Raw genomic sequence first — 21,859 nt, 5'->3', positions numbered from 1 at the left:
CATGAACGGCTACTGGTTCAATCTGGCGCTGATCGCCGTGCTGATCGTGTTCAACGCGCTGCTGGCGGGCACCGAGATCGCCCTGATCTCGCTGCGGGAGAGCCAGCTGCGCCGGCTGCGGGCCGGCGGGGAACGGCGGGCGACGCGGCTGGTGCGCCTGGCCGAGGACCCCAACCGGTTCCTGGCCACCATCCAGATCGGCATCACCCTGGCCGGTTTCCTGGCCTCGGCCACCGCCGCGGTCGCCCTGGCCGAGCCGCTGGTGCCCGTTCTGGGTTTCGCCGGGCGGGCCGCCGAACCGCTGGCCATCGCCCTGGTGACCCTGACGCTGACCTTTGTGACGCTGGTGGTGGGCGAGCTGGCGCCGAAACGTCTGGCCATGCAGTACGCGCAGCGCTGGGCGCTGCTGGCGGCCACCCCGCTGCATCTGCTGGCGGTCGTCTCCCGCCCCGCGGTCTGGGCCCTGAGCCGGGCCACCGACCTGGTCGTCCGGGCGCTGGGCGGGAACCCGCGCCAGGCGCAGCAGCCGCCCTCTCCCGAGGAGCTGCGCGACATGGTCATCAGCCACCGCGGACTGACCACCGAACAGCGCACCATCATCTCCAGCGCCCTGGAGATCCATGAACGGCCGCTGCGGGCCGTCCTCGTGCCGCGCCGGGCGGTGTTCAGCCTGTCCGACGACATGCGGGCCGCGGGCGCGCGCGACGCCCTGGCCCGTTCCGGCCACTCCCGGGCACCGGTTCTGCGCGCCGGTCACTTCGACGAGGTCCTCGGCATCGTCCATCTGCGGGACCTGACCACCGCCGGGGACACCACCCCGGTCACCGAGCTCGCCCGCCCCGCCCACTCGCTCTCCGACTTCACCAAGATCACCGACGCCCTGCGCCAACTGATGGCCGCCCGCCGGCACTTCGCCGTCGTCGTCGACGAATACGGCTCGGTGGAGGGCATTGTCACCATCGAGGATCTCCTGGAGGAGATCGTGGGCGAGATCTACGACGAGACCGACCGGGACACGGCAACCGTGCGCGCCCAGCCCGACGGCTCCCTGCTGCTGCCCGGCAGCTTCCCGCTCCATGATCTGCCCGATCTCGGCGTCGACCTCGGCGATCTCCGCCATGGCCCGTACTCCACCGTCGCCGGCCTGGTCCTTGCCCGGCTGGGGCATGTGCCGCGGCGGCCGGGGGAGAGTGTCCGGCTGCCGGGCTGGACCATCGAGGTCACCGGGATGCACCGCAACGCCATCACCGGCGTCCGTCTCCGTCCCCGCCGGCCGCGGCAGCTCCAGCGCCCGTCCCGGCGGGGCCCCTGAGCACGGCGTGGGCCCGGGCCGCGGCGGTTCGCCGCGGCCCGGGCCCACGCGTCCGGCGGTGTGCCGGTCAGGAAGAGAAGGAAGGGAAGGAAGGCAAGGAAGGGAATCAGGCCGGGGTCAGGGAGACGCGCCGCAGGTCGGCCGCCAGCTCCTGGTGGACCCGGGCGGTGAGCAGGGTGCCCTCGGCGGTGTGCTCCTCGCCGAGCACCTCGCCCTCCCGGTGCACCCGGGCGACCAGGGCGCCCTCGGTGTACGGCAGCAGCGTCTTGAGCTCGACCTCGGGCCGCGGCAGCTCGGCGTCGATCAGCTCCAGCAGGTCCTCGACGCCCTGCCCGGTGTGGGCGGAGACCACCATGGCCCGTGGCTCGGCGCGCAGCAGGCGCTGCAGCGTCAGCGGATCGGCGATGTCGGCCTTGTTGATCACCACGATCTCGGGCACCTTCTGCGCCCCCACCTCGCGGATGACCTCCCGGACCGCGGCGAGCTGCGCCTCCGGCTGCGGATGCGAACCGTCCACCAGATGCAGCAGCAGGTCCGCGTCGCCGACCTCCTCCATGGTGGAGCGGAAAGCCTCCACCAGGTGGTGCGGCAGATGACGCACAAACCCCACGGTGTCGGCCAGGGTGTACACCCGCCCGCTCGGGGTCTCGGCCCGCCGCACGGTCGGGTCCAGGGTGGCGAACAGCGCGTTCTCCACCAGCACTCCCGCCCCGGTGAGCCGGTTCAGCAGCGAGGATTTGCCCGCGTTGGTGTACCCGGCGATGGCCACCGAGGGGACCCGGTTGCGCCGCCGCTCCCCGCGCTTGACCTCCCGGCCGGTCTTCATCTCCGCGATCTCCCGGCGCAGCTTGGCCATCTTCTCGCGGATCCGCCGGCGGTCGGTCTCGATCTTGGTCTCACCGGGTCCGCGGGTGGCCATGCCGCCGCCCGCCGAGCCGGATCCGCCGCCGCCCATCTGCCGGGACAGCGACTGGCCCCAGCCGCGCAGCCGCGGCAGCATGTACTGCATCTGGGCCAGCGAGACCTGCGCCTTGCCCTCCCGGGACTTGGCGTGCTGGGCGAAGATGTCCAGGATCAGGGCGGTGCGGTCCACCACCTTGATCTTGACGACGTCTTCGAGATGGATGAGCTGGCCGGGGCTGAGTTCGCCGTCGCACACCACGGTGTCCGCGCCGGTCTCCAGCACGATGTCGCGCAGCTCCTGGGCCTTGCCCGAGCCGATGTAGGTGGCCGGGTCCGGCTTGTCGCGGCGCTGGATGACGCCGTCCAGAACGAGGGCACCGGCGGTTTCGGCGAGCGCGGCCAGCTCGGAGAGGGAGTTCTCCGCGTCCGCGGCCGTGCCCGAGGTCCAGACTCCGACGAGCACCACCCGCTCCAGACGGAGCTGCCGGTATTCGACCTCGGTGACGTCCTGGAGCTCGGTGGAGAGCCCGGCGACCCGGCGGAGCGCGGCCCGCTCCTCACGGTCGAACTGCTCGCCGTCCCGCTCCGCGTCAAAGACGTTCCACCCGGCGTCCTCATCCATCAGGGCGTCGGCCCGCCGTCCCTTGGCGCGCGGCTGGTGTTCCTGAGGAAGGGAAGTGAAGGTCAAGTGATTCCTTACGTAGCAGAGCAGGATGACTGGCTTCCGGTACAACGTGCGCGCCGGCCGGGACATTCCCGCGGTCCGTGCCGGCGCCGGAAGCCGGGCTCCATAGTGGCACGGCCCCTCCCGCCCGTCATGCGGTTTCTCCGCCGCCGCTGCCGCCGCCGCTGCCGCGCGGTGCGGGCCGCCAGCCGGGGTGGCCGGGCATGGCCGGGGTGCGCTCGCCGTACAGCCAGGCGGTGAGGAAGCCGTCCAGCTCCTGGCCGGAGACCTGCCCGGCCAGGGCAATGAAGTCGGCGGTGCCGGCGGTGCCGTCCCGGTGCCGGGCGACCCACTGGCGCTGCAGCCGCTCGAAGGCGGCGGCACCGATCCGCTCGCGCAGCGCGTAGAGGACGACGGCGCCGCCGTCGTAGACCACCGGATGGAAGATGTCCGGGGGCTCCTCGCCGTCCGGGCCGTGCGGTGCCGCGACCGGGCCGGCCTCGGCGCGCCACCGGTCCGAGTGCTCGTACGCGGCGCGGACACGTTCCTCAAGGGCCGGGCCGCCGTGCTCGGCCGCCCAGGTCCACTCGTACCAGGTGGCATGCGACTCGCTGAGCCACAGGTCGCTCCACTCGGCGGGGGTGACGCTGTTGCCGAACCACTGGTGGGCCAGCTCGTGCACCATGATCTCCTCCCGCTGCCAGTCCGCCACCCGGCCCTGGCCGGCCAGGAAGAGGAAGCGCGGAAAGAGCGAGAGGGTCTGGGTCTCCAGGGCGAAGGGAAACACCGCGTCGGCGACCAGCACCCCGTAGTTGCCGAACGGATAGCCGCCGAGGCGTTCCTCCAGCCACCGCAGATGGCCGGGGGTGCGCGACAGCCACGGCTCCAGGGCCTCGCGGTCGGCGGACGGCACCACATCGCGCAGCGCGACCGGGGCCGCGGTGTCGCGGTGCACCACATCGAGATCGCCCAGCGCGATCTGCACCAGCTCCGGGGCCATCGGATGCAGGGTGCGGTAGCTCCAGGTCACCTGGCCGGGAGCCGGCCCCGGGGTGCGGCCGGCCGGGACACCGTTGGCGACCGCGGTCACTCCCTGCGGGGCGCTGATCCGGAAGCTGAACAGGGCCTTGTCCGAGGGGTGGTCATTGGCCGGGAAGACCCGGTGCGCCGCGTCCGGCTGCGCCGCGGTGACCAGGCCCCCGTCGCCTTCGGAGGTCCGGATCCATGCCGTGCCGGCGCCCTCGGTGGGGCTGGTGTGCTCCACCGTGACCCGGAAGGTGGTCCCGCCGGCGGGCGGCTCGGCGGGATCGATCACCAGGTCCTCCCCGGCGGTGGCGAAGGCGGCGGGCGCGCCGTCCACGGTCACGGACCGCACCCGGCCGCCGGCGAAGTCGAGATTGAAGCGCTCCAGAGTGGCCTCGGCCCTCGCCACCAGACTGGTGCGCCCGGTCAGCGGCCTGGTGTTGTCCCCGCCGTAGCCGAGGTCCAGGTGGTAGCCGAGCACGTCGTACCCCGGGTTGCCGAGGTGGGGGAAGAGCCGGTCGCCGGCGCCGGCCGGTGCCGGGGGCGGTGCCGGAAGCTGCGCGGCGGTCAGCGCAACGGTGCCGGTGAGGGCCGCGGCAAGGCTCAGAACGCGGCGGCGCACGGCGCCGGGGGCACGCGGGGCATGGATGATCATGTGCCCATCGGTACCAGCGGCCGGTCCCGGCCCATGGCCGAAACCCGGGTCCGCCACCCGATCAGGTGGCCTCCGCGTCCACGCCGCCGCCGGGGACCGGCCCGTCAGGCGGCGGGGGTGCGCAGCGCCCGGGTGACGTCGTAGACGCCGGGAACCCGGCGCATGGCGCGCATCAGCCGCGGCAGCCCGCTGGCATCGGAAAGGCGGACCGTGTACGTGTGCCGGACCCGCTGTTCACGCGGCGGCTCGACCTCGGCCTGGAGCACATCGGCGCCGTTCTCGGCCAGCGCCTCCGCCAAGTCGGCCAGCAGATGGGGCCGGCCCAGGGCCTCCGCGCACAGCGTCACCCGGCAGCCCGCGGTGGCGGAGCGCCAGCCCACCGCGACCGTGCTCCGCCCGGCGGCGGTCATCTCCCCGGCCGCCGCGCAGTTGGTGCGGTGCACGGTGACGGTGCCGCCGCGCACCGCGAACGCGGTGATCTCGTCCGGCGGCACCGGGGTGCAGCACCGGGCCAGCCGTACCTGGGCGTCCGGGACGTCCGCGACCAGCACCGCCGCGCCCACCGGTTCCGGCCCGGGCGCCGGCCGCCCGGCGGCGGGCGCGGGGGCGGGCACCGGCGCGGGCACCGGCTCCGGCGCCGGCGCCGCCCGCTCCGCGGCCCCGACCAGCCGGCGGCGGATGGCGATCCGCGCGGCGGGCGTCCGGGCGTGCTCCAGCCACTCCGGCGCGGGCCCGGAGGTGCCCTCCGGGGCGAGGATCAGATGCACCAGATCGCCGTCCCGCAGCCGGGTGTGCAGGGGCTGCAGCCGGCCGTTGACCAGGGCGCCGATGCAGGAGTGCGCGGCCTCGCCGTGCCGGGCGTAGGCGGCGTCCACACAGCTCGCCCCGGCCGGCAGGGGCAGGGGCTGCTGCCGGTCGCCGTACTCCGCGACGACCGTGATCTCCCGGTCCTCGGCGAGCTCGTCGCGCAGTTCGGTCCAGAAGGTGTCCGGGTCCGGGGCCTGCCGCTGCCACTCCAGCAGCCGGGACAGCCAGCCGGGCCGGGTCGGGTCGGCCGGCTGTCCCGGCTGCTCGGAGTCCTCCCCGGCCGGGACGGCCGCAGCCGCGCCCGGCCCGCCCTCGGCGGCGCCGGCGAGCGGATCGCCCAGCGCGATCACCCCCGTCTCGGCCACCCGGTGCATGCGGTGGGTGCGGATCAGCACCTCGGTGATCCCGCCCGCGTCGTCGGCCAGCGCGGTGTGCAGCGACTGGTAGAGGTTGAACTTGGGGGCGGCGATGAAGTCCTTGAACTCGGAGATCACCGGGGTGAAGCAGGTGTGCAGCTCCCCCAGGGCCGCATAGCAGTCGGCGTTCTCGGGCACCCGGATCAGCAGCCGGGCGAAGTCGTACGGGCCGAGCCGGCCGCCGCGCTTGACCGCGTTGCGGTGCACCGACACCACGTGCCGGGGCCGGATGGCCACCTCGGCGGCGATACCGGCCTCCCGCAGCACCGCGCGCACCGCGTCCGCCACCGGGGCGAGCGGCTCGCCCGCGGCCCGGTGGCGGCGCATCAGCTCCAGGGCACGGTCGTGCTCCTCGGGATGCAGCACCCGGAAGACCAGGTCCTCCAGCTCGGTCTTGACCGCCTGCACGCCCAGCCGTTCGGCCAGCGGGATCAGCACATCCCTGGTCACCCGGGCGATCCTGGCCTGTTTCTCGGGCCGCATCACGCCCAGGGTGCGCATGTTGTGCACCCGGTCGGCCAGCTTGATGGACAGCACCCGTACATCGCTGCCGGCGGCCACCAGCATCTTGCGGAAGGTCTCCGGCTCGGCGGCGGCACCGTAGTCCACCTTCTCCAGCTTGGTGACGCCGTCCACGAGATGGGCGACCTCGGGGCCGAACTGCTCGCGCACCTGGTCCAGGGTGACCTCGGTGTCCTCCACCGTGTCGTGCAGCAGCGAGGCGGTCAGGGTGGTCGTCTCGGCGCCCAGCTCGGCCAGGATGAGGGTGACGGCCACCGGGTGGGTGATGTACGGCTCGCCGCTCTTGCGCATCTGCCCGCGGTGCGCGGACTCGGCCAGCACATAGGCACGTCTGAGCATGCCGGGGTCGGCGTCGGGATGGTGCTGCCGGTGGGCCCGGCCGATGTGCTCCACGGCGTCCGGCAGGGCGCCGCGCAGCGGGCCGGAGAGCAGGGCGGCCCGCCCGGCGCGGAACAGCCGCGCGACATCGATGCGGTTGCCCCGCCAGCGACGGGGCATGGTGGAGCCGGTCGCCTCTGCGCTGCTCATGGACACCTCCGCGGCCTGTCGGATGACCGGGCTCTTGCAGGAGCTCAAAGGAGGCGGCGGCGGGCGGCCTGGTCAGGGGCCGTCGTCCGCGCGTCCCACACGCTGTCTCTCCCCGTAGTGGCGCCGGTGCTTGATGGTACCGAGCCCACCACGGGCCCCCGGACCCGGGCCGCCCGGATGCAGGCGCTTCACCCGTTCGAGGGACGTTTGTCCGCGGCGAAGTGGCCGAAATCCAACGGTCCGGTGGCCGGTCCGGCGGTTCCCGGGCCGGGGCCCCGGCCCGGACGGCCTCACTCCGCCGGACCGAGCCAGGCCGGATCCAGGATGCCCTCGGCCACGATGACCGCCGGCCCGGTCATCTCGACGGCGCCGTCGGGGTGTTCGCTGATCTCCAGCCGGCCGCCGGGCACGTCCACGGTGTAGTGGACGGAGGTGCCGTCCGCCGCCGGATCCCGGCCGTCCCGGCGGGCGGCGGCCACCATGGCGGCGCAGGCGCCGGTGCCGCAGGAGCGGGTCTCGCCCGAGCCGCGCTCGTGCACCCGCAGCGCGATGTGGCCCGGGCCGCGGCGGGTGACGAACTCCACGTTGGTGCCGTGCGGATAGGCCGCGGCCGGGGTGACGGCCGGCGGCTCCAGCAGCGGACCGGCCTCGGCCAGGTCGGCGACAAAGGCCACCGCGTGCGGATTGCCCATGTCCACATGACGGGCGGGCCAGCGGCGGTCGCCGATGGTGACGGTGACGGACTCCCCGGGGCCGGAGGGCAGCCGGGCCGCGCCCATGGCCACCGTCACCGCCCCGCCGTCGCCCCCGTCGGCCCCGTCGCCGCTGCCGGTCCCGGTCAGCCGGACGTGGCGGATGCCGGCCCGGGTGCCGATCGGCACCTCGCCGTCCTCCGGGCGGATCAGCGCGGCACGCTCCAGATAGCGGGCGAACACCCGGATGCCGTTGCCGCACATCTCGGCGAGGGAACCGTCCGCGTTGCGGTAGTCCATGAACCACTCGGCCCGGCCGGCCAGCGCCCGGCCCTCCGGGATGGCATCGCAGCGCACCACGCGCAGCAGTCCGTCGCCGCCCAGCCCGGCCCGGCGGTCGCACAGCCGGGCCACGGTGGCGGCGGAGAGCCTCAGCCCGCCCAGCGGATCGGGGAGGATGACGAAGTCGTTCTCGGTGCCGTGGCCCTTGAGAAAGGGCACCGGCCGGCTCGGCACCCGGCGGCGGTCCTGCTGCGGCTGTGCGTCCTGCTGCGCGGTGGTCACACCCCGATCGTACGGGGATCCGGGGGCGCCGCCCGCCGCCGGGGCGGGCACGGCTCAGCGCAGCGCCGCGACCCGCCAGACGGCGAAGACCAGGAAGACCACCACGGCCAGGGCATAGAGCGCCAGCAGCCGCCAGTCCGGGCGGCGGCCGGAACCGCGCGGCGGCAGGCCGGGCAGGGTGTAGCCGACCCGGCGGGCGGCCACCAGGCCCCAGCCGGCCGCGCTGCAGCCGATCAGCAGGCCGAGCATGGCCACCACGGCACCGGTCTCGTCGAAGGCGAAGGCCAGCGGGAAGGCGAACATCAGCGAGCCGAGCAGGCTGAGCAGCAGGATGGGCGCGAGCTGGATCAGCCGCAGCCGGCGCGGCGGGCGCAGCTCGGCATAGGACTCGGCGGGCTCCTCCGGTTCGCCGTCACCGCCGCCGCCTCCTCCGGGCTCCGGCCCGGACGAGGCGGGGGGCACGGAACCCGGGGCCGCGGGCACGGCGGAGGCGTCGAGGGTCTCCGCGGAAACGCCCGGTGCGGCGTCCTCCGTTGCCACCGGCACATCGCCCCGGTGGTGTCCCGGGGGTCTTGCCGTGCGGCCATCGTTTTTCCGAGGGCCGGCTTCCATCGCCACGCGCCCTCCCAGCGTACGGCTCAAACAGCAGCAGCAAGCTTGATGATGGCACGTCCGGCCCGGGCAACCACGCGCCTGAGGCGTTCCTATGCCATCACGTGATCAGGATGTGACCGCCCGTTCGACCAGCGTCCATGCGTGTTCCGGAAGGCGGTCACGGGCCGCGCCGCCGCCGTCCAGCCAGTGCACCCGGCCGTCGCGGCGGAACCAGGTCTCCTGGCGGCGGGCGAAGCGGCGGGTGGCGCGCACGGTTTCCGCACGTGCCTGGTCCTCGCTGCACTCCCCGGCCAGTGCGGCCAGCACCTGCTGGTAGCCCAGGGCCCGGGAGGCGGTGCGGCCCTCGCGCAGGCCCGCGGCCTCCAGCGTCCGCACCTCGGCCACCAGTCCCTGCCCCCACATCCGTTCCACCCGGCCGGCGATCCGGGCGTCGAGTTCGGGGCGCTGCACGGCCACGCCGATCTGGAGGGTGCGGTAGACCGACTGCTCCTCCCCGGGGCCCGGCAGCTGCGCGGTGAAGGGCTGTCCGGTGATCTCGATGACCTCCAGGGCGCGCACGATCCGGCGGCCGTTGCTGGGCAGGATGGCGGCGGCGGCGCGGGGGTCGGCGGCGGCCAGCCGGGCGTGCAGGGCGCCGCTGCCGTGCCGGGCCAGTTCGCCCTCCAGGCGGGCGCGGACGCCGGGGTCGGTGCCGGGGAAGCGCAGCGCGTCCACGGCGCCGCGGAGATACAGGCCGGAGCCGCCGACCAGGACGGGGATGCGCCCACGGCCGAGCAGCCGGTCGATCTCGGCGCGGGCCAGCCGCTGGTACTCGGCGACGCTGGCGGTGACGGTGACGTCCCAGATGTCGAGCAGACGGTGCGGCACGCCGCGGCGCTCGGCCTCGGTGAGCTTGGCGGTGCCGATGTCCATACCGCGGTAGAGCTGCATGGAGTCGGCGTTGATCACCTCGCTGCCGAGCCGCTGGGCAAGGGTGACGCCGAGGTCCGATTTGCCCGCGGCGGTGGCTCCCACCACGGCGATGACCTGCGGGGCGGAGGGCAGCGAGGAGAAGGCGGTCACCCCCGCATCCTCCCAGACCGGCCCCGGGGCCGATGCGCCCCCGGGGCCGGGCCCCCGTCCGGTGGGCGGGTGGTTCAGGAGGCGGTCCACAGGGCGGTGAAGTAGGCGACGCCGTACGGGGCGCCGTACCACAGCAGGCGGGAAGCCATGGCGGCCGGGCCCGCGGCACCGGCCAGGACCTGCCAGGCCGGGCGGCCGGCCGCACGCAGTCCGGCGGCCGGCTCCGGGTCCAGGGCGGTGAGCGCGGCGGTGTCGGCCGAGGCGAGGGCCCGGGCCACCGCGTCGTCGTAGGGCACGGCGCGTTCGTCCAGATAGCCCGGGGCCCTGCGGTCGCGGCAGGCGCTGCCGTCGCCCATCACCAGCAGGGCGACCCGTTCCGCCTCGGCGGCCAGCCGCCGGCCCTCGTCGGCGCAGCGCGCCGGCTCCATGGCCGGGCCGACGGCCAGCCCGCTCACCGGCGCGGCCGTCCAGCCGGCCTCGGCCAGCAGCCAGGCGCCGACCGCCAGCGAGAGCGGCAGGCGACGGCCGCCGCCGCTCTCCGGGCGGGACGGGCCGGGAGTACCGGAGGTACCGAGGGTGACTTCCAGGGGAACGCCGTAGCCGTGGAATCCGCCCGGGGTGCCGGCCGGATGGACGGTGGGGCCGTCGGCACCGTCCGGGCCGACCACCACCAGCCTGGCGGGCCGGGCCGCGGCCAGTGCGTCGACGGCCTCCCGGCAGGCGGCCCGCACCGGGTCGAGTTCGGCGGCGGCCTGCCCGGCGACGGCGGGCACCAGCAGCGGCGGACAGGGGCAGACGGCGGCGGCGACCAGCATGATCACCAGCCTAACCGGCGGGCGCCGCGGGGCGACGGCCGTCGGGGTGCGCTCGGCGCGGTCCGCGCCTCAGCACGGCATGGCCGCTCGGCCGCGCCTTGCTTCCGTGGTCCGGCCGCGGGGGTCGGCGCGGTCGGTACGGTCGGCGCGGTCAGTGCAGTCAGTGCAGGCCGCACCCGCCGGCCGGTTCGGGTGTGAGCGCCGGGGCGCCCACCGTGGGCATCCCCAGCATCACTCCCCGCTCCCCGCCCGGCTGCCGCTCCGCCGCCTGCCGCGCCTCCCAGGCATCCCCCGACCGGGTGCGCCGCACGCCCAGCGCCGGGCCCTCGGCCAGCAGATGGTGCGGGGCGGCGTAGCTGATGCTGACGGTGACCAGATCGCCGGGGCGCGGCGGAGCCGTCTCGCCGTCTCCCTCCCCGTCCCGGGCGGGGCTGAAATGCACCAGGCGATTGTCGGGCGCCCGGCCGGACATCCGCCGGGTGGCGTCGTCCTTGCGGCCCTCGCCCTCGGCGACCATCAGCTCCAGCCGCCGCCCGACCTGCTTCTTGTTCTCCGCCCAGGAGATCTCCTCCTGGAGGGCGACCAGCCGCTCGTACCGTTGCTGCACGACCGCCTTGGGGATCTGGCCGTCCATCTCCGCGGCCGGGGTGCCGGGCCGCTTGGAGTACTGGAAGGTGAACGCCTGGGCGAACCTGGCCTCCCGCACCACATGCAGGGTCTGCTCGAAGTCCTGCTCGGTCTCGCCGGGGAAACCCACGATGATGTCGGTGGAGAGGGCGGCGTCCGGGATGGCGGCGCGCACCCTCTCGATGATGCCCAGGTAGCGGTCCTGCCGGTAGGAGCGGCGCATGGCGCGCAGCACCCGGTCCGAGCCGGACTGCAGCGGCATGTGGAGCTGGGGCATCACATTCGGCGTTTCGGCCATGGCCTGGATGACGTCGTCGGTGAAGTCCCGCGGATGCGGGGAGGTGAAGCGGACCCGCTCCAGCCCTTCGATCCGCCCGCAGGCGCGCAGCAGTCTGGAGAACGCCTGCCGGTCGCCGATGTCCGAGCCGTAGGCGTTGACGTTCTGCCCGAGCAGGGTGATCTCGCTGACCCCCTCGGCGACCAGCGCCTCGATCTCGGCCAGGATCTCCCCCGGGCGGCGGTCCTTCTCCTTGCCGCGCAGCGCGGGCACGATGCAGAAGGTGCAGGTGTTGTTGCAGCCGACCGAGATGGAGACCCAGGCGGCATAGGCGCTCTCCCGCCGGGTGGGCAGGGTGGAGGGGAATGCCTCCAGCGATTCGGCGATCTCCACCTGGGCCTCCTGCCGCATCCGGGCGCGCTCCAGCAGCACCGGCAGCCGGCCGATGTTGTGCGTGCCGAAGACCACGTCCACCCAGGGGGCGCGGCGCACGATGGTGTCGCGGTCCTTCTGGGCCAGGCAGCCGCCGACCGCGATCTGCATACCGGGGCGGGCGGCCTTCCCGGGGGCGAGCCGGCCCAGATTGCCGTAGAGGCGGTTGTCGGCGTTCTCCCGGACCGCGCAGGTGTTGAAGACCACCACGTCCGCCAGCTCGGCCTCCTGCGGGGCCCGGACATAGCCGGCCGCCTCCAGCAGGCCGGACATCCGCTCGCTGTCGTGCACATTCATCTGACAGCCGAAGGTCTTGACCAGGTAGGTGCGTGCGCCGTCCGACATGCCAGAACTCATCCAAACCCATCCGCGGGCGGCGCTGCCGCGCCGCCGGTCCGTCCGGTCGTCCTTCTTCCCCCGCCCGGCCTCGCCAGCGGCCGGTGCCGGGACGGTGTCCCAGTCTACGGGCCCGTACCGACAGCCCTCACGCCGCTTTCCGGGGACGGCCGGGGACCGGCACACTGTGGCAGGTGAACATACGTCTGTCCCCGCCGGCCGGCGGGCGGCGCCCGCTGCCGCCCGCCCGCCGCAGGCTGCTCGGCTGGGGCGCGGCCGGGGCGGCGGCGCTGGCCGGCGGGGCGTGGTGGCAGGCCGCGGCGGACGACGGGCCCGGACCGCACGGCACCCTGACCATGAGCACCGGCGTGCCCAGCGGGGTCTATGTCCGCTACGGCCAGCTGCTCCAGGCCCAGCTCACCCGGGAGCTGCCGGGCATGGAGGTGGTGCTGCTGCCCAGCGAGGGATCGCTGCAGAACATCCGGCGGCTGGTGTCCGGCGAGGCCGACATCACCATTGCCACCGCCGACTCCCTGGTGACCTATCAGCTCGGCGGCGGCGCGGGCTCCGGCCGGCTGCGCGCGCTGGCCCGGCTGTACGACGACTACATGCAGCTCGTGGTGCCGGTGGATTCGCCGGTCGGCTCGGCCGCCGAGCTGGCCGGGCTGCGGGTCGGGGTGGGCCAGGACGGGTCGGGGGTGCAGCTGGTCGCCCGGCAGATGCTCGCCGCGGCGGGGCTGGACATGGAGCAGGACCTGCGGCCGGTGCGGGAGGGCATCCACACCATGCCGCGGCTGCTGGAGAACGACCGGCTGGACGCGTTCTTCTGGTCCGGCGGGCTGCCCACCTCGGCGGTGCAGAAGCTGTCGCAGCGGATGGACATCCGGCTGGTGCCGCTGGGCGAGCTGCTCACCGGGCTGCACTCGCTGGGCCAGGAGGGGACGCACTACCGGGCGGCGGTGGTGCCCTCGGACGTCTATCCGGAGATCCGTACCGGCGGCACGGTGGACACCATAGCGGTGGCCAATCTGCTGGTGGCCATGGAGGCGCTGGACGGGGAGCTGACCGAGCATGTGACCAGGGCGGTGATCAGCGGGCGGGACCGGATAGCCGAGGAGGTGCACGCGGCACAGCGGGTGGATCTGCGCACCGCCATCTACACCCGGCCGCTGGAGCTGCACGAGGGCGCCAAGCGCTACTACCGCTCGGTCAAGTCCTGAGCGCTCCCGGCTGGCGGGGAGCCGGGCGACGGTGCGAGGGGCGGGTCGTCCGGCCGGGGGCGGCGGGGCCGGAACGGCGGCCGGAACAGGGAGCGGCGCCCGGCGGCGCGGATGCCGGCGCCGGCGCCGCCGTCCCCGGTTCCGCGGGCCGCTCCCGGGTCCGCCGGCTCCCCCGGACCGGTTCCCTCCGGGGACGAGGCCAGTGAGGCGGCCAGGGCCGCGGCCCGCGGCCGGTCCGCGGCGGGCGCGGTGCCGGGCTCGGCGCGCGGCACCGAGACGGTGACCGACAGGCCGTGCGGCGGGTGGTGGGCGTAGTCCAGCTTTCCGCCGCCGGCCGCCAGCAGCGCCCCGACGATGGACAGGCCGAGGCCGGAGCCGGAGACGTTCTGGTGGCGTCCGCTGCGCCAGAAGCGGTCGCCGATCCGGGCCAGCTCCTCGTCGGTCAGGCCGGGGCCGTTGTCGGTGACCCGGATCCGGGTCCATTCGCCCTCGGCCGCCACGGCCACCGTGACCCGGCCCTCGCCGGTGTCCGCGGTGAACTTCAGGGCGTTGTCGATCAGCGCGTCCAGGGCGCTGGAGGTGGCGACCGGGTCGGCCCAGCCGGTCACCGCGGCCGGACCGGCCGCCGCCAGGGTGATGGACCGGCGCTCGGCGACCGGCCGCCAGGCCGCGATCCGCTCGGCGACCAGTGCGGCGATGTCGGTCAGGCGGGGGTCGGCGGGGCTGTGCTCGGCCAGCGCCAGGTCCAGCAGCCCGTCCAGCACCTGGGCCAGCCGCCGGCCCTCGGCCCGCACCGATTCGAATTCCCGGTGGCCGCCGGGCAGCTCCAGGCCCAGCAGCTCGATGCGCAGCAGCAGCGCCGCCAGCGGGTTGCGCAGCTGGTGGGAGGCGTCCGCGACAAAGGCCCGCTGCTGTTCCAGGACCTGCTCGACATGGTCGGCCATCTCGTTGAACGAGCGGGCCAGCCGGCGCAGCTCGGGCGGCCCGCCGGCGGTGGCGACCCGGGAGTTGAGCTGCCCGGTGGAGATGGCGTGCGCGGTGCGGTCCAGCACCCGGACCGGGCGCAGCACCCAGCGGGTCATGGCGTGCGCGGCGGCCACCGCGAGCAGCATGGCGGCGGCCTCGGCGGCGGCCACCGGCAGCCAGCCGCGCAGCACCCGGGCCCGCATCGGCCCGGTGGGCGAGTCGGTGAGCACCACGGCGACCACATCGCCGTCCTTGGTCACCGGGGAGGCGATGACCAGCCGGGCGTCGGTGTCCCAGGGCCAGATCTGGCCCAGGCCCTGGCTGCGGCGGCCGGCCAGGGCCTCGGCGAAGGCGCTGTCGAAGGCGCGGGCCGCCGCGCCGTCCGGGGCCATCCGCCAGTCGGCCGGGGCCTGGGCGATGGCCAGGCCGTTGCGGTCGAAGACGCCGGCCCGGATGCCGTAGAGGTCGTAGTAGCGGTTGAGCTCGTCCTGGAGCTGGGCCTGCGCACCGCCGGCCGAGCCGCCGCCGGGTGCCGCGGCGAACTGGGCGAGCGAGGCGAAGCGGGCGGTGTCGTCGATCCGGTCCACCACCACCCGCTGCTGTTCCCTGGCGGCCTGGCTGGCGGCCAGCGGCACGCCGAGCGCCAGCAGCAGACCGGCGAGCAGCACGGTCAGCAGCAGGAGCAGGCGGGAGCGCATACCGGGGCGGGCCGCTTCAGGCGGCGGGGAGCGCGAGCCGGTAGCCGACGCCGCGGACCGTCTCGACCAGCTCGGGGCGGCGGAGCTTGGCGCGCAGCGAGGCGATGTGCACCTCCAGGGTGCGGCCGGTGCCCTCCCAGCTGGTCTGCCAGACGTCGCTGATGATCTGCTCGCGCCGGTAGACCACGCCGGGCCGCTGGGCGAGCAGGGCCAGCAGGTCGAATTCCTTGCGGGTGAGGGCGACCGGCTCGCCGGCGACGGTCACCTGGCGGCCGGGCAGGTCGACGGTGACCGGGCCGGCGCGCAGCACGGTCTCCCGGGGGGCGCCGGCCTCGCCGGAGCCGGCGCCGGCGCCGGACTCGGCCTCGGTGCCGTCGGTGGCGGTGCGGCGGCTGACCGCGTGGATCCGGGCCAGCAGTTCCCCCATGTCGTAGGGCTTGACCACATAGTCGTCGGCGCCCAGATTGAGCCCGTGGATGCGGGACCGCACATCGGCGCGGGCCGTCACCATGATGACGGGCGTGCCGCTGAGGCGGCGGATGCGCCCGCAGACCTCGAAGCCGTCCACATCGGGCAGGCCGAGATCGAGCAGGACCACGCCGAAGGTGTCGGTGCGGAGGGCGGCCAGCGCCTCCTCGCCGCTCCTGGCGTGCCGGACCTCGAAGCCGTGCCGGCCGAGGACGGCGATCAGGGCCGCGGCGACATGGTTGTCGTCCTCGACGAGCAGCAGTCGCACCGTGCCTCCTTCTCCAGGGTCGTGCCCGGGGCGTGCCGGGCACGCCCTTCCCGGCATGGACGCCGATGGAACAAGGATGCGTCAAGAGCGCCCGGAACGGGGGCGCCTTTCGTTATCCACCCGGTACCCCAGGTGACGGATGATCACGGACCGCATCGATACGTGTCCGTATCGTTATGCTCAATTTCCGCTCAACTCTGCTGACGCCGCCCGGGGTGCTGGCTAGGGTCCCTGGAATCGACAAGGACGGAGCGAGACCAGACCGATGAGCGACGACGTATCGCTTGCCAAGGAGCCGAGGGACGCACCGCCGGCGGCGGAGGAACTGGTCGTCCTGGCGGATGTGAACAAGCACTTCGGTGCGCTCCATGTGCTCCAGGACATCAATCTCACGATCCACCGCGGTGAGGTCGTGGTGGTGATCGGCCCGTCCGGCTCCGGCAAGTCCACCCTGTGCCGCACCATCAACCGCCTGGAGACCATCGACTCGGGGACCATCGCCATCGACGGCAGGGCGCTGCCCGCCGAGGGGCGCGAGCTGGCCAGGCTGCGCGCCGATGTGGGCATGGTGTTCCAGTCGTTCAATCTGTTCGCACACAAGACCGTGCTGCAGAACGTCACCCTGGGCCAGGTCAAGGTGCGGCGGCGCGGGCGGGCGGATGCCGAGGAGAGGGCGCGGGCGCTGCTGGACCGGGTGGGGGTGGCCAACCAGGCCGACAAGTACCCGGCGCAGCTCTCCGGCGGCCAGCAGCAGCGGGTGGCCATCGCCCGGGCGCTGGCCATGGACCCCAAGGTGATGCTTTTCGACGAGCCCACCTCGGCACTGGACCCGGAGATGATCAACGAGGTCCTGGAGGTCATGCAGCAGCTCGCCCGCGAGGGAATGACCATGGTGGTCGTCACCCATGAGATGGGCTTCGCCCGCTCGGCCGCCGACCGGGTGGTGTTCATGGCGGACGGCCGCATCGTCGAGCAGGCCGAGCCGCACCAGTTCTTCGACAACCCGCGCAGCGACCGGGCGAAGGACTTCCTGTCCAAGATCCTGCACCACTGAGTCCTCCGCACCGAAGCTCCGCGCCACCGGCCCCGTGTCCGGGGGGCGACCGCGGAACCTCACGGGCCGCGGCGGACCGCGGCGGCCCACCGATGTTCACCACCCACCGATTCCAAGGGGAAGCCGACAATGAAGATCCGCAAGGCAAGCGCGCTGGCCGCTGCCGTTCTCGCTCTCTCCCTGACCGCCACCGCCTGCGGGTCCGATGACGACTCCGGCGACAACGGCGCCGGGAGCGGTGGCGGCGGCGAGGAGGCGCAGACGCTCACCATCGGCATCAAGTTCGACCAGCCGGGCCTGGGCCTGAAGACCGAGGACGGGACCTTCACGGGTTTCGATGTCGATGTCGCGACCTATGTGGCCAAGGAACTGGGCGTCGATGCGGAGAACATCGAGTTCAAAGAGTCCCCGAGCCCGGAGCGGGAGAACATGCTCAGCCGTGGTGACGTGGACTTCATCGTGGCCACCTACTCGATCACCGACGAGCGCAAGGAGAAGGTCAGCTTCGCCGGCCCCTATTTCCTGGCCCACCAGGACCTGCTGATCCGCGCGGACGACTCGGTCGGTTCGGTCGAGGAGATCAACGACCTGACGCTGTGCTCGGTCTCCGGGTCCACGTCGGCGCAGAACATGAAGGAGAACCTCGCCCCGGACGCCGATCTGAGTGAGTTCAACACCTACTCCGAGTGCCTGAGCGGTCTGGAGAGCGGTGTGGTGGACGCGCTGACCACGGATGACGCCATCCTGGCCGGCTATGCCGCGCAGGAGCAGTACGCCGGCAAGTTCAAGCTGGCCGGGCTGAGCCTGAGCGACGAGAACTACGGCATCGGCATCCCCAAGGGCGACACCGAACTCCAGGCCGACATCAACGCGGCCCTGGAGAAGATGGTGGAGGACGGCTCCTGGGAGCAGTTCGTGGAGAAGAACTTCGGGCCCTCCGGCTACGAGTACGAGCCGGCCCCGGAGATCACCGAGACGAGCTGACCCGCGGCGCGGGGCCGCCGGCCGCCGGCGGCCCCGCGCGCGTTCCCCGTCCCTGCTGCCCGGCGAGAGTACGAGACCCGTGTTCGATTTTCTTGATCTCGAACGGTACGACCTGTTCGGCGCGTTCTGGATGACGGTGCAGCTCACCGTGTTCTCGGCGATCGGTTCCCTGGTCTGGGGAACCGCGCTGGTGGCGATGCGCGTCAGCCCGGTGCCGGTGATGCGTGCCTTTGGCACCGCATACGTCAACATCATCCGCAACATCCCGCTCACCGTGATCATCATCGCCTGCGCCCAGGGGCTGTACTTCACACTGCGGGTAGACATGGGTTCGGACGACCAGAGCACCGCCTACTTCCGGCTCGCCGTACTCGGGCTGTCCGCCTACACCGCCACTTTTGTGTGCGAGGCCCTGCGCTCCGGCATCAACACCGTGCCGATGGGCCAGGCCGAGGCTGCCCGCGCCATGGGGCTGAGCTTCGTCCAGGTGCTGTGGCTGATCGTGCTGCCGCAGGCGTTCCGTTCCTCGGTGGCGCCGCTGACCAATGTGCTGATCGCCCTGACCAAGAACACCACGGTGGCGGCGGCGATCTCGGTGGCCGAGGCCGCGCTGCTGATGAAGGAAATGATCGAGAACGAGGCGCAGACGCTGGTCATCGGCCTGCTCTTCGCCTCCGGATTCGTGCTGCTCACCCTGCCGACCGGGCTGGTCCTGGGCTGGGTGGCCAAGCGGGTGGCGGTGAAGCGATGAGTTCTTCCGTTCTCTACGACGTGCCCGGGCCGCGCGCCCGGTCGGTCAACGTGCTCCTGGCCGTGCTGTTCGTGCTGGTGCTGGGCGGTGCCGCGTGGTGGGTGCTGGACACCATGCACGACGAGGGACAGCTCGCCGCGGACAAGTGGAAGCCGTTCGTCACCGACGGCCGGGTGTGGACCACCTTCCTGCTCCCCGGACTGTGGGCGACCGTCAAGGCGGCGCTGCTGGCCATCGTCATCGCGCTGCCGCTCGGCGCGGTGCTGGGCATCGCCCGGATGTCCGACCACTCCTGGGTCCGGGTGCCGGCCGGCGCCGTGGTGGAGTTCTTCCGGGCCATCCCGGTGCTGATCCTGATGATCTTCGCCAACGAGGCGTACGCCCGGTTCACCGATGTGGAGCCGGACAACCGGCCGCTGTACGCGGTGGTCACCGCGCTGGTGCTGTACAACGCCTCGGTGCTGGCCGAAGTGGTGCGCGCTGGAGTTCAAGCCCTGCCACGCGGACAGACAGACGCGGCCTTGGCAGTCGGCATGCGCAAGAGCCAGCTCATGTTGTACGTGCTGCTGCCGCAGGCGGTGACCGCCATGCTGCCGGCCATCCTCAGCCAGCTTGTGGTGATCGTGAAGGACACCGCGCTGGGCGGCGCGGTGCTCGGCTACAGCGAGCTGATGCGCTCGGCGGGCCTGATCAACGCCAACTACGCCAATCTGATCGCCTCACTGACCGTGGTGGCCGTCATCTACATCGTGCTCAACTACCTGATCACCAGCTTCGCGCACTGGCTGGAGGCACGGATCCGGCGCGGCAAGCGGACCACCGGGGCGGTGCTCACCATGGAGCCCCACGAGCAGACCGAGGCCGGCCAGCCGACGCTGCCGACGGTCAAGGCCCTGGAACCGCCCCACGACCGCCCGGGGGACCGGCCCGGGGACCAGCCCAACGACCAGGGGCAAACCTGACTTGACGCGGTGTCGGCCGCTGGGTTGCATACTCCTGTGCAGCCCGTGATCATCGCCGGCGCGGGCCCGACCGGGCTCGCGCTGGCGCTCGCCCTGGCCCGCCGTGCCGTGCCCGTGCTGCTGCTGGACGGCGCGGACCGGCAGCCGGAGGGGCGGCCGGCCCGGACGTGTGTGCTGCCGCCGGACGCCGCGCACTGGGCCGGGCCGCCCGCGGTGCGCCGGCACGCCCTGGCCTGGTCCGGCTGGCGCACCACGCATCGCGGGAGAACGGTGCAGCACACCGCGTTCCCACGGGACGCCGCCCCGCTGCATCTGCCGCAGGACGCGCTGGAGGCCGGGCTGCGGGCGGAGGCACTGGGCACCGGGCTGGTGGAGATCGCCCCGGGCTGCCGGATCACCGGGCTGGAACAGGACGAGAAGGGTGTCACCGCCGTGCTGAGCGGGGGCCGGGAACGGTCCGGCAGCTTCCTGGTGGGCTGCGACGGCGCCCGCTCCACGGTGCGCAAACTGCTGCGGATCCCGTTCCCGGGCCGGACCGCGGTGGAGCGCTATGCCGTGGCCACGGTACGGGCGGCGCTGCTGTGGCCGGGGGCGGAACCGGACGAGGGTGCGCTGCACCGGGCTCTGCCCGGGCCGGACCGCGGCCGGACCCCCGAGGTGCTGGCCCGGCCGCTGACCGGACTGCGATGGCGGCTGGACTGGCCGATGCCGCCGGACGGCGGGCTGGTCACCCCGGAGGCGCTGCTGGAGTCACTGCACCGCACGCTGGCGGCCTGGCACGGCGACGGCGGGGTCCCGGCCTATGAGCTGCTGGACACCGGGGTGCACCAGTGCCACCAGCGGCTGGCCCGGCGCTGGCGCCACGGCCGGGCCTTTCTGGCCGGGGACGCCGCCCATCTGCTGGGCGCGCTGGGCACCCAGCAGACCGCCGAGGGCCTGCGGGACGCCGACAGCCTGGCCTGGAGGCTGGCCGTCGCCTGGCACCAGGACGATGCCGGGGAACTGCTGGACGGCTACGAGCGGGAACGGCGCCCGGCCGTGGGCACCCGGCTGCGCGCCGTGGACCAGGCCCTGCCGCTGGTACGCGGGCGCGGCGGCGACCGGCAGACGGTGCGCGGCCGGGGCCGGCTGGCCCTGCTCACCGACGCCCATCTGGGCCTCGGCACCCTGGGCGGCCCCGGTGTCTACCCGGCCCCGGGCGGCGACCCACGCCGGGCCCGGGCACTGGCCACTCCCCCGGGCTCACCGGCCGCCGATGTGCCGGTGACCGCGCTGGACGGCACCCGAGCCATGCTGCGCGCGTTGCTGGGCGGGCCACTGCTGGCGGTGCTCACCGCACCCGGTTCCCGGGTGTGGGACTCCCGGCACTGGCTGACCGCGGGACTGATCCCGGAGCTCGCCGAGGCGCTGCGGACCGTGCCCCTGCCGACGGAACTGCTGGTCACCGAGGAGTATCCGGGTGCGGGGGCACACACCCTGCTGCTCGTCCGCCCGGACGGCCGGCTGGCGGCGGCGCTGCCCGCCGCCGATGCCCCGGCCCTGCGCCACGCCGTCACCGCGCTGCGCGCCTGACCTTCCGGGGCCCCGTCCGGTCAGGGCTCGGGGAGGCAGCCGTCCCGGACGTCCGGGTTCTCGCCCTCGGCCTCCAGGGCCTCCCGGACGACGCGCAGGGCCAGGCCCTCGGGATAGCCCTTGCGGGCCAGCATCCCGGCCAGCCGCCGGATCCGCTTCTGGCGGTCCAGGCCCCGGGTGGCACGCAGCTTGCGCGCCACAAGTTCCCGGGCGGTCTCGGTCTCCCGCTCGCCGTCCAGCCGGGAGACCGCTTCCTCGATGAGTGTGCTGTCCACGCCCCGGGTGCGCAGCTCGCGGGCCAGTGCCCGCCGGGCCAGGCCCCGGCCATGGTGGCGGGACTCCACCCAGGCGTCGGCGAAGGCCGCGTCGTCGATGAGTCCGGCCTCCTCGAAACGGTCCAGGACCGCTGCGGCGGCCTCCTCCGGGATCTCCCGCTTGCGCAGCGCCTCGGCAAGCTGCCCTCGGGTGCGCGGGGCTCCGGTCAGCAGCCGCAGGCAGAGCGCCCGCGCCCGCTCCACCGGATCGGCCGGAGCCCTCGCCCCGGCCCGGCCGCCGTCCGTTCCGCCGCCGCCCGGTGTCCCGTGCCCATGTCCTCCGGTTTCCGCGTGCTCCTCATGCGCTTCGCGTTCTTCCTGCCGTTGCGGCTGCCGTCCCGGCCGGTGCACG

Annotated in this window: 17 protein-coding genes and 1 pseudogene; 7 read left to right on the top strand and 11 right to left on the bottom strand. The window is 73.9% G+C overall.

The window, feature by feature from the left end:
• The first annotated feature begins 1 nt into the window (after position 1).
• On the top strand, positions 2 to 1,312 hold the full coding sequence (locus tag BM242_RS25835) for a hemolysin family protein (RefSeq protein ID WP_093841354.1): 1,311 nt from the start codon (positions 2 to 4) through the stop codon (positions 1,310 to 1,312).
• Between the two features lie 106 nt (positions 1,313 to 1,418).
• Here BM242_RS25835 and hflX read toward each other — a convergent pair whose 3' ends face one another.
• The 8 genes from hflX to miaB form a co-directional block, all read right to left on the bottom strand.
• The gene (gene hflX / locus BM242_RS25830; protein WP_245834531.1) at positions 1,419 to 2,903 is read right to left on the bottom strand and encodes a GTPase HflX; all 1,485 of its coding nucleotides are present in this window, start codon (positions 2,901 to 2,903) and stop codon (positions 1,419 to 1,421) included.
• Positions 2,904 to 3,030: 127 nt separating this feature from the next.
• A complete protein-coding gene (locus BM242_RS25825; protein ID WP_093841352.1) occupies positions 3,031 to 4,557 on the bottom strand; it encodes a M1 family metallopeptidase in 1,527 nt (508 codons plus the stop codon).
• Positions 4,558 to 4,661: 104 nt separating this feature from the next.
• Positions 4,662 to 6,830 (bottom strand): RelA/SpoT family protein, encoded by a 2,169-nt coding sequence (locus BM242_RS25820; RefSeq protein ID WP_093841351.1) that lies wholly within the window; start codon positions 6,828 to 6,830, stop codon positions 4,662 to 4,664.
• 290 nt (positions 6,831 to 7,120) lie between these two features.
• Positions 7,121 to 8,038, bottom strand: a complete 918-nt coding sequence (gene dapF / locus BM242_RS25815; RefSeq protein ID WP_093841386.1) for a diaminopimelate epimerase — start codon at positions 8,036 to 8,038, stop codon at positions 7,121 to 7,123.
• A 102-nt stretch (positions 8,039 to 8,140) separates the two neighbouring features.
• Positions 8,141 to 8,698, bottom strand: a complete 558-nt coding sequence (locus BM242_RS25810) for a hypothetical protein (protein ID WP_093841350.1) — start codon at positions 8,696 to 8,698, stop codon at positions 8,141 to 8,143.
• 108 nt (positions 8,699 to 8,806) lie between these two features.
• Positions 8,807 to 9,763 carry a tRNA (adenosine(37)-N6)-dimethylallyltransferase MiaA gene (gene miaA, locus BM242_RS25805; RefSeq protein WP_093841349.1) on the bottom strand — a complete coding sequence of 319 codons (957 nt, stop codon included), beginning with the start codon at positions 9,761 to 9,763 and terminating at the stop codon, positions 8,807 to 8,809.
• Positions 9,764 to 9,837: 74 nt separating this feature from the next.
• Positions 9,838 to 10,578 carry a class III extradiol dioxygenase subunit B-like domain-containing protein gene (locus BM242_RS25800; RefSeq protein WP_093841385.1) on the bottom strand — a complete coding sequence of 247 codons (741 nt, stop codon included), beginning with the start codon at positions 10,576 to 10,578 and terminating at the stop codon, positions 9,838 to 9,840.
• Between the two features lie 160 nt (positions 10,579 to 10,738).
• Complete coding sequence (gene miaB, locus BM242_RS25795; RefSeq protein WP_175541584.1) at positions 10,739 to 12,259, bottom strand: tRNA (N6-isopentenyl adenosine(37)-C2)-methylthiotransferase MiaB; 1,521 nt, start codon at positions 12,257 to 12,259, stop codon at positions 10,739 to 10,741.
• A 185-nt stretch (positions 12,260 to 12,444) separates the two neighbouring features.
• Between miaB and BM242_RS25790 the strand changes: the two genes are divergently transcribed.
• The gene (locus tag BM242_RS25790; RefSeq protein ID WP_093841347.1) at positions 12,445 to 13,470 is read left to right on the top strand and encodes a TAXI family TRAP transporter solute-binding subunit; all 1,026 of its coding nucleotides are present in this window, start codon (positions 12,445 to 12,447) and stop codon (positions 13,468 to 13,470) included.
• Between the two features lie 254 nt (positions 13,471 to 13,724).
• On the opposite strand, the pseudogene BM242_RS25785 reads toward BM242_RS25790, so the two are convergent.
• Together BM242_RS25785 and BM242_RS25780 are read right to left on the bottom strand one after the other, a co-directional pair.
• Positions 13,725 to 15,134, bottom strand: a pseudogene (locus BM242_RS25785) (sensor histidine kinase); the annotation flags it as partial.
• A gap of 16 nt (positions 15,135 to 15,150) precedes the next feature.
• A complete protein-coding gene (locus BM242_RS25780) occupies positions 15,151 to 15,870 on the bottom strand; it encodes a response regulator transcription factor (RefSeq protein ID WP_093841346.1) in 720 nt (239 codons plus the stop codon).
• Positions 15,871 to 16,135: 265 nt separating this feature from the next.
• On the opposite strand from BM242_RS25780, the gene BM242_RS25775 reads away from it, so the two are divergent.
• The 5 genes from BM242_RS25775 to BM242_RS25755 all read left to right on the top strand — a co-directional run bounded on the left by BM242_RS25775 (position 16,136) and on the right by BM242_RS25755 (position 21,193).
• Complete coding sequence (locus BM242_RS25775; protein ID WP_093841345.1) at positions 16,136 to 16,924, top strand: amino acid ABC transporter ATP-binding protein; 789 nt, start codon at positions 16,136 to 16,138, stop codon at positions 16,922 to 16,924.
• A 129-nt stretch (positions 16,925 to 17,053) separates the two neighbouring features.
• Positions 17,054 to 17,908 (top strand): glutamate ABC transporter substrate-binding protein, encoded by an 855-nt coding sequence (locus tag BM242_RS25770; protein ID WP_093841344.1) that lies wholly within the window; start codon positions 17,054 to 17,056, stop codon positions 17,906 to 17,908.
• 79 nt (positions 17,909 to 17,987) lie between these two features.
• Positions 17,988 to 18,659 (top strand): amino acid ABC transporter permease, encoded by a 672-nt coding sequence (locus tag BM242_RS25765; RefSeq protein WP_093841343.1) that lies wholly within the window; start codon positions 17,988 to 17,990, stop codon positions 18,657 to 18,659.
• Positions 18,656 to 19,621, top strand: coding sequence for an amino acid ABC transporter permease (locus BM242_RS25760; protein WP_093841342.1), 966 nt, complete (start codon positions 18,656 to 18,658; stop codon positions 19,619 to 19,621). Before BM242_RS25765 ends, BM242_RS25760 begins: the two co-directional genes overlap by 4 nt.
• Before the next feature lie 36 nt (positions 19,622 to 19,657).
• Positions 19,658 to 21,193 carry an FAD-dependent oxidoreductase gene (locus tag BM242_RS25755; protein ID WP_093841341.1) on the top strand — a complete coding sequence of 512 codons (1,536 nt, stop codon included), beginning with the start codon at positions 19,658 to 19,660 and terminating at the stop codon, positions 21,191 to 21,193.
• A gap of 20 nt (positions 21,194 to 21,213) precedes the next feature.
• On the opposite strand, the gene recX is transcribed toward BM242_RS25755, so the two are convergent.
• A complete protein-coding gene (gene recX / locus BM242_RS25750) occupies positions 21,214 to 21,858 on the bottom strand; it encodes a recombination regulator RecX (protein ID WP_093841340.1) in 645 nt (214 codons plus the stop codon).
• Position 21,859: the final 1 nt, after the last annotated feature.

The organism is Streptomyces aidingensis (assembly GCF_900112355.1).
Lineage (GTDB): Bacteria > Actinomycetota > Actinomycetes > Streptomycetales > Streptomycetaceae > Streptomyces > Streptomyces aidingensis.
The sequence above is the reverse complement of the archived record's forward strand: the minus strand, read 5'-3'. Positions and strand labels throughout refer to the sequence as shown.